General features: G+C 47.7%; 10 protein-coding genes and 1 pseudogene. 8 read left to right on the forward strand and 3 right to left on the reverse strand.

The window, feature by feature from the left end:
- Positions 1–125: 125 nt before the first annotated feature.
- The 3 genes from K365_RS28745 (at position 126) to K365_RS29400 (ending at position 2,273) form a co-directional block, all read left to right on the forward strand.
- The gene (locus K365_RS28745) at positions 126–911 is read left to right on the forward strand and encodes a hypothetical protein (protein ID WP_024334639.1); all 786 of its coding nucleotides are present in this window, start codon (positions 126–128) and stop codon (positions 909–911) included.
- Positions 887–1,732, forward strand: coding sequence for an ISAzo13 family transposase (locus K365_RS27330; protein ID WP_245569278.1), 846 nt, complete (start codon positions 887–889; stop codon positions 1,730–1,732). The genes K365_RS28745 and K365_RS27330 overlap by 25 nt, the downstream gene beginning before the upstream one ends.
- A gap of 343 nt (positions 1,733–2,075) precedes the next feature.
- Positions 2,076–2,273 (forward strand): ISAzo13-like element transposase-related protein, encoded by a 198-nt coding sequence (locus K365_RS29400; RefSeq protein WP_353740176.1) that lies wholly within the window; start codon positions 2,076–2,078, stop codon positions 2,271–2,273.
- A gap of 154 nt (positions 2,274–2,427) precedes the next feature.
- On the opposite strand, the pseudogene K365_RS29405 reads toward K365_RS29400, so the two are convergent.
- Positions 2,428–3,674 (reverse strand): annotated as a pseudogene (locus K365_RS29405) (ISAzo13 family transposase).
- 613 nt (positions 3,675–4,287) lie between these two features.
- On the opposite strand from K365_RS29405, the gene K365_RS0112215 reads away from it, so the two are divergent.
- Both K365_RS0112215 and K365_RS0112220 read left to right on the forward strand, forming a co-directional pair.
- Complete coding sequence (locus K365_RS0112215) at positions 4,288–5,010, forward strand: class I SAM-dependent DNA methyltransferase (RefSeq protein WP_024334779.1); 723 nt, start codon at positions 4,288–4,290, stop codon at positions 5,008–5,010.
- Positions 5,011–5,148: 138 nt separating this feature from the next.
- Positions 5,149–6,018 carry an aspartyl protease family protein gene (locus tag K365_RS0112220; protein ID WP_024334780.1) on the forward strand — a complete coding sequence of 290 codons (870 nt, stop codon included), beginning with the start codon at positions 5,149–5,151 and terminating at the stop codon, positions 6,016–6,018.
- 388 nt (positions 6,019–6,406) lie between these two features.
- Here the strand turns inward: K365_RS0112220 and K365_RS0112225 are convergent, their stop codons facing one another.
- Complete coding sequence (locus tag K365_RS0112225; protein WP_024334102.1) at positions 6,407–7,906, reverse strand: hypothetical protein; 1,500 nt, start codon at positions 7,904–7,906, stop codon at positions 6,407–6,409.
- Positions 7,907–8,485: 579 nt separating this feature from the next.
- Between K365_RS0112225 and K365_RS28750 the strand changes: the two genes are divergently transcribed.
- The gene (locus tag K365_RS28750) at positions 8,486–10,432 is read left to right on the forward strand and encodes a methyl-accepting chemotaxis protein (protein WP_024334781.1); all 1,947 of its coding nucleotides are present in this window, start codon (positions 8,486–8,488) and stop codon (positions 10,430–10,432) included.
- A 697-nt stretch (positions 10,433–11,129) separates the two neighbouring features.
- On the opposite strand, the gene scpC is transcribed toward K365_RS28750, so the two are convergent.
- Complete coding sequence (gene scpC, locus K365_RS0112245) at positions 11,130–12,638, reverse strand: succinyl-CoA:acetate CoA-transferase ScpC (RefSeq protein WP_024334782.1); 1,509 nt, start codon at positions 12,636–12,638, stop codon at positions 11,130–11,132.
- Positions 12,639–13,323: 685 nt separating this feature from the next.
- Here scpC and K365_RS0112250 point away from each other — a divergent pair.
- Positions 13,324–13,851, forward strand: a complete 528-nt coding sequence (locus K365_RS0112250) for an NADH-quinone oxidoreductase subunit NuoE family protein (RefSeq protein ID WP_024334783.1) — start codon at positions 13,324–13,326, stop codon at positions 13,849–13,851.
- Complete coding sequence (locus tag K365_RS0112255) at positions 13,844–16,939, forward strand: NADH-ubiquinone oxidoreductase-F iron-sulfur binding region domain-containing protein (protein WP_024334784.1); 3,096 nt, start codon at positions 13,844–13,846, stop codon at positions 16,937–16,939. Before K365_RS0112250 ends, K365_RS0112255 begins: the two co-directional genes overlap by 8 nt.
- Positions 16,940–16,962 lie beyond the last annotated feature (23 nt).

The following is a 16,962-nucleotide window of genomic DNA, read 5'->3' on the forward strand; positions in this document are numbered from 1 at the left end:
CACACATATGTTTTTATGTCTCTAATTTAAAGGCATTTACGACGAAATATTTTATTGACAGCCTATGTGTATATTTGGTATAGTTCGCCTAATTATTACTATAATCGGGGGAACTATATCATTCCATGGCCTCAGAAAGCAGTGATTTAAAAGCAGTAGAAAACTATTTAAAATTTCATAAAATTAGTACGTTAGATCAAATAAAAAAAGAGTTGTTCACCAACAGCACCATGACTGTTTTCAGAAAGCTTAAATCGTTGGGTTATCTTTCCAGCTACTCTCATCGAGGAAAATATTATACACTCGAATCTATTGCTAATTTTGATGAAAGCGGATTATGGTCTTTCAATTCTATTTGGTTCTCCAAATATGGTAATTTGATAGAAACGACCGCAGAATTTGTTAATCTATCCAAGGCTGGATTCTCCGCTCAGGAGCTTTCCCGGATTTTAAATGTCGAAGTGAAGCATCCCTTGTTGGAGCTTTTCCGACAAAAACGGCTTTATCGAAAAAAAATATCAACGGTGTTTATATATTTTTCACAGGACCCATCTAAACAGCGGCAGCAGATCACACTCCGGAAAAGTGGTGAACCGCTTGTCGATTTTGATAGAACGTATGAGATTGAAGTTTTTCGGGATGAACTAAAGGCCGCTATTATTCTTTTTTACAGCCTGTTGGACGAAAAACAGCGCCGTCTTTATGCTGGTCTTGAATCATTCAAAATTGGTCATGGCGGTGATAAGAAGATGGCTGATTTTTTTGGATTAGATCCCCATACTATTGCAAAGGGCCGCCGCGAAATTTTGGGAGGAACAATCAAGACAAAATCTGTTCGGGAAAAAGGTGGCGGCAGAAAACCAGTGGAAAAAAAATTCCAAAAATCATCTCCAAAATCCAAAAAATCTTGAAATATGAAACTGCGGGACATCCTATCACGGGACTCAAATGGACCCGGAAGACGACGGAAAAGATAGCTGAACAATTGAAATCCATTGGTATTGATGTCAGTTCAAATACTGTTTGCCGGCTTCTCAAAGGCATGGGATTTTCCCTTCGGGTAAATGCAAAACAATTGGCATCTGGCGCAGCCAATCCAGACCCTGAAAAAAGAAATCGACAATTTGAATATATTGGCAATTTGAGGGAACAGTTTGCATCACAGGGTTTGCCCACAATCAGCGTAGACACCAAAAAAAAAGAATTGATAGGAAATTTCAAAAATCATGGAAAACTCTGGCAACAGACCCCCATAGCGGTTTATGATCATGATTTTCCAACCCATGCTGTGGGAAAGGCTGTTCCATATGGGATTTATGATACCCAGAGAAATTCGGGCACTGTCTTTGTTGGTCATAGCGCTGATACACCATCTTTTGCTGTTGAATGTATTCAAAAATGGTGGAGAAAATACGGAAAAAAACAATATCCTGAAAAAACAAAACTGTTGATAGTAGCTGATTCAGGTGGTAGCAATGGTTATCGATCCAGGGTTTGGAAATACCAAATACAAAAGCAACTCTGTGATGAACATGGGTTATCAGTCCAGATTTGTCATTATCCGCCGGGGACATCAAAATGGAACCCTATAGAGCACCGCCTGTTCAGTGAAATCAGTAAAAACTGGGCCGGTCACCCTTTGAAGTCTTTTGAAACAGTTTTGAAATACATTGTAAAGTGTTACATTAATATCCCAAAAATCCGGTCAAAAATCCCAATTTGGAGTGCCTAAGTGAAAAAAAGCAAGGTATGGGAAAATGATAAGATTAATTGATGAATTTGAGCAGGTTGAAACCAAACAGCAGGAACCGCTGCATGCCTTTATCCTCCTCCCCCCTTTCGGGGGGGATAAGAGGGGGGGATTCTCAATATACATGGCCTAAAAAAAATGATGAAATTGTAAAGTGGGATTTGGTAAAAAAGCGTGAGAACATTTTTCCTCTACAAATCAGCATGTTACCATCTGTTTTTTAGCGCGCTTCTGCACCTCACAAATCCCACTAAAAAATGTATAAGGTCCATTCTCAAATTTTCTGAAAAAAGGCCTGATTTTGGCAAAAGATTGTGACATTTTGTTGGGATGCGAAAGTGACAATCTACAATACATACGAACAACAAAAACGTCAACAGGATTAACAGTTAAAGCTCATTTCGTCAAAAAAAAATATAAAACAGGGGAAAAAGTTTCTGACAAGCAAATGAAAGAAATCAAGATTGAGAAACACCATCAACTGACTGATTGGAACTACAAATTGACACCATCAAAAATGTGATTTTATTTTTGAGGCGGCCCTTAATAACTATTTTGGGGATCATTCCAAATTTCAATACAAGGCCTTTCAAGATAGTGGGCTACCAACCGGAAGCGGGTCAATCGAGAGTGCTATTCGCAGGGTTAGGAATTGATATAAAATAAATTGAACATAATTAGTTTTTTCCTGGTATCGCCCTATAATTCCATTTCCCCAGATAATCATCGAAAATGATTCTCATGGTCTCTTTAAAATTATCAGCATACTTTCTTCCGGTCTGATATATTTTTTTTATAATGTGGGCTTTAACTTCCAAACCTGTTCGTGTTTTTGTATTTTCAATCAGTTCTTTGACATAGTCGTGACTTTTTAGGATGACCCCTTTTAAAGACCTGGTAATGTGAGGGAATAGTCTATGTTCTATAGGATTCCATTTTGATGTATAGGGGGGAAAATGTGCCATGCGAATTTCTACTCCGATTTCATCTACCAGATTCTGTAAATCTTCTTTGAAAATATAATGACGGGCTGAATTGCTACCACCACCATCAGCAAGGATGAGGATTGAAGTACAATTTGGATATTGAAGCTTTCCATAATTTTTCCACCATGCCTTTATCGAGTCACAGGCAAATTCACTTGTATCCTTACTAACGCCTATGTTTACATAGGCGTTGTTTGATTTTAAATCATAAAGACCGTGGGGAATCACTATCCCTTCAGCAAGATATGGAAAATCATGATCGTAGACTTCAATTGTACCCGTACTATAAACTTGACCATCCCGGTATAGATTCCCTAAAAGTTCTTTTTTTTTGTGTCCATACTTATCACCGGATTGCCATCCAAGAGGTATTGTTCTTTTAACTGCGTAATCTTTTCAAATTGTTCGTTTCGATTTTTAGAGGACCCAATAGACAAATTTTTAATGGCCTTACGCTTTGTGAATCCATGTTTTTTTAACAATTTTTTAACCACGGTTACACTGATGTTGATTCCTTCTATTTTCATTTTGGATGCAATTTTTTTATGACTTAAATTGGTCCAACGAATCTTTGCATCCATTGGGTCACCAGCGATATGGTCGTCAATGACTTTGAGGAAGACTTCATCTATATTTTCAATTGTTTCTATGGCAGGCTTCCTTCCTCCTCCTTTTTCACGAATTCTATTTTGAGGTTTTATCTCTGGGTTCTTTAATTCCTCAATCCCTCGACGGATGGTATTTCTACTACATCCAAGGAGTCTGGAAATATAGGATATCCCGCCGCGAGGTAATTTTAGCGCTTCTACAGCGGCATATGTCCGTTTTTCCAGTTCTGAAAGTTGAGAATGGGTTTCTTGGATTAAAATTTCCATGTCACTGCTATATGGTGAAAAGAGCTTAGGTCCTGGTTGCTTCTTTTTTTTATGCATAATCATTGGTGCCTTGTTTTTTAACTGGTTATTATGGCACCATAACTATTACATATTGAAAATGAAATGTCTAGATTTTTATAACCTACTGATATTATGATACTTTTGATCAGGTTATTGAATTTCTATTCCTTATCAATCTCCGGGTCAAAGGCACGGGAATGTTCTGGAAAAAGGAAAATGCTGAAAATGTCATTTTCCTACGGTCATTGGTTTTGACAGGAAAGCTGAGAAGTGCATGTCAAAAGGCGTGCGGCATCGTTAAAAATATGTTTAATAACAACATTATAGAAGATCTGCCGATGGCTGCATAGTTGTGCAACTTTTTTGTGTTACACCCATAGATGGGCAATCCGGCCAGCGCTGTCATCCCACTCTCATTTTTTTCTTCTTCGTACTTGAAAGGTAATATGCCTTGTGTCATATTGGGTGCACCTCGTTGATGATAGTTTTTTTCGTCAAAAACATTCTATCTGCTTGACCAGTCAAGCGCAACGGGGTTTTTCTTTTTTTTTGATGGTGGATCTGGGACAATAGGGTGAGAAAGTTAAACAAAACCATGCCGACGGACAAGCCGCAGATGTTTGCGTTCGGCTGAAAGAGAGGAAGAAAAAACACCATGTATTCTGATTTTAAAACCATTTCAACTTATTATGACGCTCTGTATGTAAACGACAGAGAATACGCAGCGGAAGCTGCCAAGGTGAAAGAACTGCTGACGAAGCATGGCGTTCCTCCACGGGCTGATCTACTCGTTCTGGCATGTGGTACAGGAGGGCATATCCCCTTCTTCAAGGATGATTACCATGTTTCCGGCCTGGATCTCAGTGAGGATATGCTTGCTTTAGCCAGAAAAAACTTTCCCGGCCTCAGATTTCATTACGGTAATCTTATCAATTTTGAATTGGAGACAGATTTTGATGCCATGATCTGCCTGTACGGATCAATCGGATTCGTCAAAACCGTAGACAATCTGCGTTCCTCTATGAAACACATTGTCGCCCACCTGCGGCCCGATGGATTGGTACTGATCACTCCTTGGAGCACGGTGGAGGAATTTCAGGACATTATTGTGGTCGATACCACCGATAAGCCGGATTTGAAAATCGCCCGTATGGAACATGTGCGTCTCAAGAAACCAAAAATTGTAGAAGTCACGTTTCACCACCTACTCGGAATTAACAACGAAGTGACCTACCATAAACAATCGATGGAAATCGGTCTTTTTTCGCGGCAAGAGTACCTATCCGCCATGACCGATGCCGGATTGAAAGTCGTGGAAGAATATACAGGAACCGATGTGCGCGGCGGTGCCTATATCGGCAAACGAATTGTGAGGTAGATTGACAAAATATTTTTGAAATGCCTCATACGCCAGAGCCAAACCTTTCACTCCAGGCGAGCGCAAAAAGCCGCGTCGGCTGAGTTCGGCGTACATATTAATTCATCTCGCAAAAGCTATGTAAAGGGGATCTAATTTATGACAGTTACATATCGACAAATGCTCTTGCTATACATTATCTTCATCTTGTCAGCATCTTCAGCCTATTCCTCATCAATTCCTATGGTTGAGATCCCCATATCTTTTGATCATACAAACCTTCCCATGGTGGAAATGGTGATCGATAAGCACCATGTGAAATTCTATTTGGATACGGGGGCTCGAGGGCTACACTTGCCAAAGACAATTGCTGACACTATTCACGGAGTCAATTTGACCGGCCGCACAGTAAAGAGTGTTGACCTGGCTGGGAAGATCCGCGAAGATGCGGAATTCACGATTCCTGAATTGCGGATGAATGGAATGATATTTCGCAATGTTATCGGGCAATATTTATCTGACTGGGGAGTGGGGAAATCCGAATTCCAATTGCCAGTCATTGGGCTTGATGTGCTTCAGCAAAAAGAGCTCGTCATCGATTTTCCCCGGAAGAGGATCTTAATGAGCGATGCCCCGATTGCCTTCGACACGCTCTACCATTCGGCGCAGGATCTTCCATTCACGCGTGCGGACGAAGGACTCGTCATATCAGCGCATATCGGTAAACAGGAATGGTCTTTTGTCTTGGATTGTGCTGCCAGCATATCGATCATAAAGGCTTCCGCAAGTATTGATAAAGCTTTGATCACTCCTTGCACGATTGATCTGCCTGGTGGACGTTGTGAGGCGGTGAGTTCTCATGTCAATTGTGGAGAAGAGATGATTGCCCTGCGATTGATTCGAATGCCTTTGCCAGAGCAGTTCAAGCCAATGGGAGTGATAGGGTATGATTTCTTCAGTCGATGCGCTCTTTATTTGAGCAAGGATCATGATACGATGAAGATCAGCCAAAATAAAATACACAGATGAGCCTCTTGGTAAGGTAAACGTCATTTCCGACTTTCTTCCTCCACCTGAAGAACTTGCATTGAAAGACAAAACCGTCAAAATCACAACCGCTCTGAGTAAGACGAGCGTTGATTTTTTCAAAAAAGAAGCGAAAAATATAATACTCAGTATCAAAAAATGCCTATGAAAGGGTGTTGAAACCATTCAAATTCCTGTTTAGTTATGGGTGCCCAATACGTTTGTAACCCATTTTCCCGATGTCAGACTGCTCGGTTTTTACCGTGTCAATATCTGGTTTTGTTTTTTTCCCGCATAAAGTCTTTTTCAGACGGCGGCCTTTGTTTAATCCAGATATACCAGTACCGTCCGATCAATCGGCTCAGAAAAAATCCCGCATTGAATGTTCAATTCATCCTGTGGCAGCAAACAACTCCTTTTGTCCATCTTCTTTTTTCTTCGGTTTATGCCTTGTTCCAGCCATTTCAAGCAACAATGTTACGATAGTCGTCAACGTTGATCGGACAATTACACCCTGCTGACTTCTTACCCGTGTTTGTTCAAGGCCTTCTCGTTTCTTCATCAAATTGAAGGGCCTTTCACAGTTTTTTCGAATCTCGATTGCGTCTTGAGATCCGCCATGAAAAGTCGGCATTGGTTGAAAATAACCACTGTCAAAAGAAACAATCCTTGATTTTGGGCAATTGGATTCAAACGTACACTCACCCGGAGCGGCATCACATCCAAATTCATGACCTTCCGGTGTCGATCCCAAAAACTGCATCGGAATCTCACAAGAATCATTACAGGCAACTCTTAATGGCGATTCCAAAACGTTGTCAGGAAGGTTGGCTTTCTCCGATTCAGGGGCTACGATATAGACACCGGTTTCATTGAGAACCGAACCATCGCTATCATGATACGCCTGATCGGCGGTAACCAATTTGATATCAATTCCCAGTGCCTGAGCAAGCTTGATCAACGGTTTTAAAAACAGGCTGTCATGATGATTTGCTGCCCCTACTAAGGATACCAATGGAAAACTATGGCCTGTTGATGGGTTGATGGCTGTTAGAGTGTGAAGCCGGTAGCCAATAACGTAATGCGATTTATCCCTTTTGTTCCGGCGCTTTCCACAATCGCAGTCTGGATCGGAATAAATTCGTATTTTCTTACCTTTGATCTGAATTGTACAAAGGGGATAATTGACTTCAGACGGCAGCTCGCTCGAATCAACACCGTGAATGACGGCATTTTCAAGGCAACCCGATCTATAAAAATGATGGAGGAAATATACCAGGACATTCATCAATTGTTTGAAGTTCAGGCCACGCCGGAAGTGACACAATTCAGTGTGATCTGCCTGGGTTTTAGTATTTAAGGGCAACCGCACAAAACGCCTGTTTTGCTTTCGTTCCCTGCCAAAATATTCATCGCTGCAAAATTTCCTGTAACTGATTTCAGGGTATTTGATAATTTTTAAAAGCTCCATCCGAAATAACTGGTAGGGCTGAATATCCCTGTGCACAGCGGAATAGCTGTCAGGCGCAATCAAGCTGTTGATAATCTGGTCATCTATAAGCTGATCAATAAACTGTAATTCCGGATCCACAATTTCGGGATATGGCTTTTTCAGTGCGTCAAAATGAAACAGGTTGTCGGAATGAAAATTTTCAATATAAAATGCCATCTCGGGAAGGCTACGAATACCTGCTGAAGGGGCTTGGTCTTCAACGCCTATGAGTTCTTCGATGGGGATATCCAAGGTCTGAGAATAATCATATTTGTCCACAACCTCCGTCATTATTTGTTTTGTCAGCTCTTTTTTGGATTTCCTTGTCATCTTGTTCCAGTTCGGAAAATTCCTTTTCAATTGCTTTGTGATGATTCTTCTGATATTTTTTGTATGCATAAAGCCTCTGTGGTGTTGTTTGTTTTATTGTTTAGTCACTTTAAATTTACAACTAAACAGAGGCTTTTGCAACTCCTAACAGACTGAAAAGTTAGCAAATTACACTAATCTTGCACCATCGATTTCAACACCCTTTATGAGTACCAATATTATCCCGTCCGACGACCTGTTTGAAGCGGTAACTGCAGAAGCGTCAGATCATAAAATGCTTCCCTGAACCGGCCCGTGCACTAAATACCTGTCAAATCCGGCAGCATGGGCCCGGTTTGCATCAGGTTCCGGTGCAGTTCATAGCACCGGGAAAGGTCATGGCAGATGTGGCCTCTGGGGCTTTGTTTCACATAATCGGTCAGATAGACCTATCACGCCGTGTGGTATCGTCACAAAGTCTTTCCCGACAGGATGTAAAAAAACCTGACAATCTGCACATCCTTCTCCTTGGACCTCATTCGCTGCCTCCAGTGGTCATACAACCATGCACCTTCCATGTTCAGTGAACGGATTCAGACAAAGGCCTCATGGCATAGTATTTGCTGCACTGTGTCTGGGAATGTAACAAAAAAAACCGGAGATAGTATCATGAATGAAGTAAGTTTAACCATGAAGTTGAATCTTGTCTGTGTTGGATTGGTACTCGTGCCGCTGATGCTTCTGGGCTTTTTGACTGTCAGATCCTTGAACTCATTCAGCAGTGGTATTTTGAAAATGGCAAGCGAACGATTGGTGGCAGAAGCTGAAAACAGTCTCATGGCAGGTGCGGTCCGGGATCGTGATGAAATCCTCAGGTTTGTCAGGATGATCGAGTCGGACACCTTGAAAATTGCCGGTTTAGGGACATTGATCTCATTTCTGGAAAATGCAGCCGGCCCAACCGGTACCGGCAGCAATGGTCTGGAGTCGGCAAAAATGAGATTACAGAATGATTTACTGCAAATCAGCCGCATTGCCAGGGTCATGACCCCTTCTGGGGAAAAACCCGCCTATCCCCAGGTACGATTTCTGGATGAAGAGGGAAAAGAAGTGGCTGCTGTGGTGGACGGCCGCCTGCGTGAGGAAAAAGATCTGCAGACCCGAAAGGGCGTGAGCTGGTTTGAAGAAGCAAAAAACCTGCCTTCCGGATCCTTGTTTGTCACCCCCGTCCAGATTGCCCGGAACACCGGAGAACCGGAAATCAGAGTCGCTTCCCCTGTCTATCTGAACAACACCTTTCATGGGGTGGTGGTGATCAATGCGGACTGGCGGCTGGCCTGGGAGCTACTGTCGAACAACGTATACGGCCGGACCGGATTTCCATATGTTCTCAACGACAAGGGGGTCCTTTTGTCACATCCGCATGCCACCCTCAAGGACCAGGTGGATCTGACCGATTCACAACACGGCGTTCTCTCAGAACTGGTCAGAAACCGTATGCTTTCCGGAGAAGAGGGTGTCGCTGAGTATGAATATGAAGGAGAAATGGTGTATGCCTCGTTTACCCCTTTGAAGCTGGGAAAAAATGCGTATACCATAGCGACACAGGTACCCATGGCCGAGGTGCTTGAAATTGAACACAACATTCATGACATGGCTTCTCGTGAACTCCGGTCAGTGATCTGGACTATAAGTATGGTACTTCTTGTGCTGGGCGCCATCGGCGGGCTGGTGGGCTTATGGTTCAGCCGGAGTATCACCAGACCATTGACCCGGATCATCTCCGGCCTGGATGATGGTGCCCAGCAGGTGTCATCCGCAGCGGGTGAGGTCTCCTCTTCCAGTCAATCCATGGCAGAGGGTGCTTCCCAGCAGGCTGCGTCTATTGAAGAAACCTCATCCTCCATGGAGGAAATGTCCTCCATGACGAGACAAAGTGCTCAAAACTCAGACAAAGCCAATGATTTAATGCAGGAAGCAGCCCATGTAATCACTACGGCCAATGCCTCCATGAAACGGCTGAGTCGTTCCATGGATGACATATCAAAAGCCAGCGAAGAAACATCCAAAATTATCAAGACCATCGATGAAATTGCTTTCCAGACCAACCTTCTGGCATTGAATGCCGCCGTGGAGGCGGCCCGGGCCGGTGAAGCCGGGGCAGGGTTTGCCGTTGTGGCTGATGAAGTACGGAATCTGGCACTGAGGGCAGCCGCTGCTGCCAAGGACACGGCCCAGCTGATCGAAGGAACGGTTAAAAAAGTCCACGAGGGATCAGAACTCGTTTCCTCCACCAATGAGGCTTTCATGGAAGCGGCTAAAAGTTCAGACCGGGTCGGGACCCTGGTCGAGGAAATTTCCCATGCGTCAAAGGAACAATCCAGTGGCATCGATCAGGTGAACATTGCCGTTTCAGAGATGGACAAGGTGGTCCAGCAGAACGCCGCCATTGCAGAAGAGTCCGCTTCGGCTGCAGAGGAAATGAGCGCCCAGGCGGAACAGCTCAAAGCCTATGTCACGGACCTGGTTCAAATGGTGACAGGTAAAAGCACGAGACGACAACATGGTGTATCCCTTTTACCCGTCCCTGCACCATCACGGCAAAAAGAAGTCTGATTTGAGAACTTATTTGCCGGGACAATGTCCTGTTGAAGCGATCGGCGACTCATATGAATTCCCTGAAAACCAGGCCCAGAAACTGGAATCAGTGGGCCGTCTGACCGGCGGTGTGACCCATGTTTTCAACAACATGCTTGGGGTGATTCGTGGACCTCTCCCAGATCGACCAGATCTTTGCCAACCTCTGCATAAATGCCAGGGATGCCATTTCCGGGGTAGGCAAAGGCACCGGCCTGGGGCCTTGCCACCATCCATGGCCTTGTCAAACAGAACAAGGGATTCATTAACATATACAGTGAACCTGGCCACGGCTCCACCTTCAAAATTTATCTGTCCCGATTGGTTGCCTGTGAAGATACTGACATGGCCACGGTCAAAAATCAGAGATAACTGGAATCGACGATAATCATCCAAACAGCCAGCAAAAACCTGCCGGACCTTTTCAGTGAAGCTACTGATTGTAAGCCAACCTGACAGATCTTTTGACTGGCATCCAGCATATTGCCTTTGGTATTAGATAAAAAACAGGGCAATGCTTTATCTGCACTGCCCTGTTTAAAAAGGCGAAATCAGTTGGAGGTGCCCACATGGGTACAAGAAATCGCCTTTTTTTACTGATCTTTTTTTTTCTCAACACGCAATATAAATTCTCCTTTTGCGTGATTTTTGACATGCCCTTTCAGAGAAGATCCCCTCATGTTGCCTGCTCGTTCGTCCTGGGCGCACCCTCCGGCAGCATGGTCCCGGTTTGCATCAGGTTCCGGTGCAGTTCATAGCACCGGGAAAGGTCATGGCAGATGTGGCCTCTGGGGCTGTTGTTGAGGTAATCGGTCAGATAGGGCCGATAGGCCGGATGGGCACAGGTGTTGATGATTTTTTTTGCCCGCTCCATGGGACCTAAACCCCGCAGGTCCGCCAGTCCCTGTTCCGTGACCACGATCTGCACGGAATGTTCGTTGTTGTCCACATGGGGCGTCATGGGCACCACGGAAGAAATTTTACCCCTTTTTGCCATGGACGGGGTCATGAAGATGGACAGACGGCTGTTCCGGGTGAACTCGCCACTGCCCCCTACCCCGTTCACCACATGGGTGCCGAACACATGGGAGGAGTTGACATTGCCGTATATGTCCATTTCCAGGGCCGTGTTCATGGCAATCACGCCCAGGCGCCGGATAATACCGGGGTGGTTGGAGATCTCCTGGGGCCGCAGAACAATGCGGCTTCCGAAAAAATCCATGTTGTCCGTGATCCGGGTCAGTTTTTCCGGCACAACGGTCAGGGCTGTGGCAGATGCCCCCAGCAGCTTGCCCTCTGACATCAGGTCCACCATGGCATCCTGGAACACCTCGGAATACATATAAAACGGCGGAATGTCCGGATGATGTCCCAGCCCGGCCAGCACGGCATTGGCCGTATTGCCCACCCCGGCCTGGAACGGGAAAAACTGCTCCGGGATCCGGCCGGCCTGTTTTTCTTCCAGCAGAAACCGGATCACATGGTCCGCGATCTTCCGGCTCACTTCATCTTCTGAGCTGAACGCCGCCACCTGGTCCGGTTCGTTGTTTTCAACGATTCCCACCACCTTTTTGGGATCCACCTGGGCATAAGGCCACCCGATCTTGGTCAAGGGCGTATGCACATTGATCGGGGCACGCCGGGGGGGCGGGGGAATGATAAAGATATCCGCCAGCTCCCGCAGCCGGTGGGAGTGGTGATGGTTGATTTCGATGATCACTTTATCGGCACAGGCCAGCCACGTGGGGGAGGCACCGATGGAAGTGGTCAGGTACACCCGCCCGTCCGGGGTGATCTCCGTGGCTTCCACCACGGCCACATCGACTTTGCCGAAAAAACCGGCACTCACGGTCTGGGCCAGGTGGGACAGGTGCATGTCCACATATTCCACTTCCTGGCGGTTGATCTGGTCCCGCAGTTCCCTGCCGCCCTGGTAGGGGGCCCGCCACTGGATAGCACTGGCCTTTGCCAGACCATTGTCAATGTAATCTCCGGCCGATGCCCCCGTGAGCACCCTGATCCGGAAATCTCTGCCCTGGCTGTGTTCCGCTGTTGCATATTCAGCCAGTATCCTGGGCACGGCCTTGGCACCGCCGGCAGGAGAAAATCCGGAAAATGCCACGGTATCCCCGTTTTTGATTATTGAAAGTACCTGGTCTCTATCCAGAATTTCATATTTTCTCATGATAATGATTTCATCCTGATTTTTTGGGTTAACTCATTTGTTTGCTTGCCCTTGTCCTAGCTCCAGCATTTAATGCCTTTCCCCTCAGTTTCTGTTAAAAAAACAAGAAAATCAAGAGGTACAATTGGATTGCGGGTTTCTTGCACCGCATAAACAATCAGCAATTTATATGCCCTTTTACACAACATTGCAAAAAACAACGGTTTTTTTGAAGCTTAAGACTGCTCTATCCAGGATGGATTCTTCTGCTCACTGACATCGTCCAATAATCCTGTTACCTGAGGAACCTTTTTTCAGATGCGGATTGAAACCCTACTGCACTGAAACAGATATGTGACACAGGGTGTCCACCATAAATTGACAGCCTGTGACCAGGCAGTATCCAGCCCCTTGCAGAACCACGCTTTTGATGCGGTATTACCTGCTTGACACAAAAATTGGTATTCTGACGTTCCTGGCATAAATATTGCTGAATTCTTGGGTAAAAGCGTCCTCGCCGGACCAATGCCCGGTACCAGCCAGCCCGCAACTCTGGTGAGTGACCTTAAAGCCCACCCCCGGGCACACCCAGACCTGAGCGGCCGGCAACACGGCATTCCTTCCGACATCAGGGGGTGAGAAACAAACACCCGAACACTGTTCCACCATATGATGACAAAACGGTTGACCAATAAAAGGAGGGTCTATGGAAACAATTACAAGCGGTCTGCCGCAATTGCCGGACGAGTTCACTCCCGGGCAATGGCAGAAAATAGATACCATCATTGCAGTGCACCGTGAACGGCCCGGGACATTGATTCCCGTGCTGGAACAGATCCAGGCTGTCAGCGGGTATCTGCCGGAAATCATCCAGAGACGGGTGGCAAAAGGTCTGGATATTCCTTTGTCCCAGGTATATGGGGTGGTCACGTTTTATTCTTTTTTTTCCATGAAACCCCGCGGGAAACATCAGGTCCGGGTATGTCTGGGCACTGCCTGCCATGTGAGGGGCGGGCACCAGGTGGAACTAAAGCTGGAAGAAGAACTGGGCATCCAGCCTGGAGAAGTGGACAAAGACAGGCTTTTCAGCCTGGAGATCGTTCGGTGCGTGGGATGCTGCGGGCTGGCGCCGGTCATGGTGGTGGACGAAGAAACCCACCAGCAGGTTAAGACAGCCAAAGTGGATCAGATTCTTGCCAGGTACCGAAACAAGGAGGAGGCACATCATGGCTGAACGTATTGCATCTATTGAAGCATTAAAGGCCATTAAACAACAGGTGAACGCCTGTCAGGCCAAATTCCGGCGCCGGTTGATGATCTGCGGGAGCAACGACTGCCATCTGACCGGAAGTGACGACGTAAAATCCGCACTGGACATCGCACTTCAGGAAACGGGCCTGAAGCATCAGGTCCGGATTGTTGAAACCGGCTGCATTGGATCCTGTTCCATGGGGCCGGTCATGACAGTGCTTCCTGAAGAGATCTTTTACATGAAGCTCAAAGCCGAAGATGTCCCGGAACTGGTGGAAAGCCATCTGATCAAGGGTGTTCCCGTTCAACGGCTGATGTATCATGATCCGGCCACGGGCAAGGCCGTGCCCCGGCGCCCGGACATCCCTTTTTTCGCCCTGCAGCAATCCTTTGTCCTGCACAACAAGGGCCTGATCGACCCCAAACGCATCGAAGACTATATCTGGCGTGACGGTTACCAGGCCATGTTCAAAAGCCTTACAGACCTGAAGCCGTCCGAAATCATCGCCGAAGTCAAGACGTCCGGCCTGCGGGGTCGGGGCGGCGGCGGATTTCCCACGGGCATGAAATGGGAATTCTGCGCCAGTACCAAAAGCGATGTAAAATACGTGCTCTGCAACGCAGATGAGGGAGATCCGGGAGCCTTCATGGACCGGCGGATCATGGAGGACGATCCCCACTCCATTCTGGAAGGTATGATCATCGGCGCCAAAGCCATTAATGCCCACCAGGGCTATATTTATTGCAGGGCCGAGTATCCCCTGGCCATCGAACGTCTGACCCGCGCCATCGCCCAGGCCGAAGAACACGGTCTGCTGGGCAAAAATATCATGGGAACCGGCTTTGACTTCAGCGTTGACATTTATCAGGGTGCCGGCGCGTTTGTGTGCGGTGAGGAGACCGCGCTCATGACCTCCATTGAAGGCAAGCGCGGCACGCCGCGACCCCGGCCTCCCTTCCCGGCCATCTCCGGGCTATGGGGAAAACCGTCGATTCTCAACAACGTAGAGACCTGGTCGTCCGTGCCGCAGATCCTCCTGGGGGGCGGTGATGCCTATGCCAGCATCGGCACAGAAACCTCCAAGGGGACCAAGGTATTTGCCGTTACAGGAAAAATCAACCATATCGGCCTGGTGGAAGTTCCCATGGGAACGACCCTCGGAGAGCTGATCTTTGATATTTCCGGCGGGGTCCCGAACAACAAAAAATTCAAGGCTGCCCAGCTCGGCGGGCCTTCAGGGGGATGCGTTCCTGCAGACTGTCTCAACATGCCCACCGATTACGAAGAGATCGTGAAAGCGGGGGCCATTATGGGATCCGGGGGGCTGATCGTCATGGATGAAGACACCTGCATGGTGGACATGGCCCGCTATTTCATGGATTTCTGCCAGGATGAATCCTGCGGCAAATGTACGCCCTGCCGGGTAGGCACCAAACGCATGCTCCAGATCCTGGAAAACATCTGCAAAGGCAAAGGCCGGATCGAAGATATCGAACTGCTGGAAAGCCTGTCGGTGACCATCAGGGATACGGCCCTCTGCGGACTGGGCCAGACCGCTTCCAACCCGGTATTGAGTACCTTGCGGTATTTTCTCGATGAATACAAAGCCCATATCATCGATAAAAAATGTCCGGCCGGGGTTTGTGCAGACCTGTTTGCAAGTCCCTGCCAAAACGCCTGCCCCGTGGAGATGGAAATTCCGGCATACATTGCCCTGGTCCGGGCCGGCCGGTTCGATGACGCCTACCGGGTGCTCAAACGGACCAATCCGTTTCCCAGCGTCTGCGGCCGGGTCTGCGGGCATCCCTGCCAAAGCAAATGCCGCAGGGAACAGCTGGATAAATCTCTGGCCATCAAGAACATCAAGCGCTTTATCACTGATCACGCCGCACCGCCCAAAGTCGAGGCCCTGCCCGTCACCCGGTCTGAAAAGATCGCTGTGATCGGAGCGGGTCCGGCCGGCATGACCGCAGCCCTGGAAATGAAAAAGCGCGGATACACAGTGACCGTGTTCGAGGCCCTGCCCGAGGCCGGCGGCATGCTGCGCTGGGGCATTCCCGAATACCGGCTCCCCCGCAACATTCTGGCCCGGGAGGTTCAGGATATTCTGGACACCGGCGTGGCACTCAGAACCGATGTCAAAATCGGAAAAGACCTGCCCTTTGCCGATCTGGAAAAGAGCTATGACGCCATTTATATCGGTGTGGGTGCCCAGAAAAGCATGCCCCTGGGACTGGCAAACGAGGATGCCCGCGGCGTGATGGGAGCTGTTGAATTTCTGCGGTCACACAGCCTGGGTGAGGCTGTGACTGTGGGGAAAAATGTGGTCGTGATCGGCGGAGGAAATTCAGCCATTGATGCGGCAAGGACCGCCCTCCGGATGGGGGCCCAATCCGTGAAGATCCTTTACCGCCGGGAGCGAAAGGACATGCCGGCCTTAGATGAGGAAATAAGGGCTGCTGAGGAAGAAGGGGTCACCATCGCGTATCTGGTGGCCCCCAAAGGAATCCGGGTCAGGGACGGGAAGGTCACCGCCTTGAGACTGGAACGTATGCAGTTGGGCGCTTTTGATGCCAGCGGCCGGCGGAAACCGGTACCCATTGAAGGCGCTGATTTCGAACAGGCGGTGGACACCCTGATCCCGGCCATCGGCCAGCAGGCTGAATTGAACCTCATCAGTGCTCCGGGAATCGGCATGACAAAAAACACGATCACCGTTAATCCGGATTATTCCACAAGCCACCCCAGGGTCTGGGCCGGCGGCGACGTGGTCACGGGCCCGGCCATGGTGATCGATGCCATTGCGGCAGGTCAGAAGGCGGCAGCAGCAATGGATAAGGCCCTGCGGGCGATCAAAGGGGAGCCACCCTGGAAAAAGGTTGAAGAAAAAATCGATATCCCATTTGAAGTGGATGAAGATACCGTGGAACAGCCCCGGGCCAAGATTCTTGAACTGGCTCCGGAAAACCGCTGCAGGAATTTTGCGGAAGTGGAACTGGGATATGACCGTGAAACAGCCGTGAGGGAGGCCCGCCGCTGCATCCGCTGCGATGCTGAACTCGGGCAGTAATACCGGAACATACGTGTAAAGGA

It is taken from the genome of Desulfotignum balticum DSM 7044 (assembly GCF_000421285.1).
GTDB lineage: Bacteria > Desulfobacterota > Desulfobacteria > Desulfobacterales > Desulfobacteraceae > Desulfotignum > Desulfotignum balticum.

Coding starts and splice junctions, on each gene's coding strand:
- K365_RS28750 (WP_024334781.1), top strand. CDS start 8,486: ATGAATGAAGTAAGTTTAACCATGAAGTTGAATCTTGTCTGTGTTGGA.
- K365_RS0112215 (WP_024334779.1), top strand. CDS start 4,288: ATGTATTCTGATTTTAAAACCATTTCAACTTATTATGACGCTCTGTAT.
- K365_RS0112250 (WP_024334783.1), top strand. CDS start 13,324: ATGGAAACAATTACAAGCGGTCTGCCGCAATTGCCGGACGAGTTCACT.
- K365_RS28745 (WP_024334639.1), top strand. CDS start 126: ATGGCCTCAGAAAGCAGTGATTTAAAAGCAGTAGAAAACTATTTAAAA.
- K365_RS0112220 (WP_024334780.1), top strand. CDS start 5,149: ATGACAGTTACATATCGACAAATGCTCTTGCTATACATTATCTTCATC.
- scpC (WP_024334782.1), bottom strand. CDS start 12,638: ATGAGAAAATATGAAATTCTGGATAGAGACCAGGTACTTTCAATAATC.
- K365_RS0112225 (WP_024334102.1), bottom strand. CDS start 7,906: ATGCATACAAAAAATATCAGAAGAATCATCACAAAGCAATTGAAAAGG.
- K365_RS0112255 (WP_024334784.1), top strand. CDS start 13,844: ATGGCTGAACGTATTGCATCTATTGAAGCATTAAAGGCCATTAAACAA.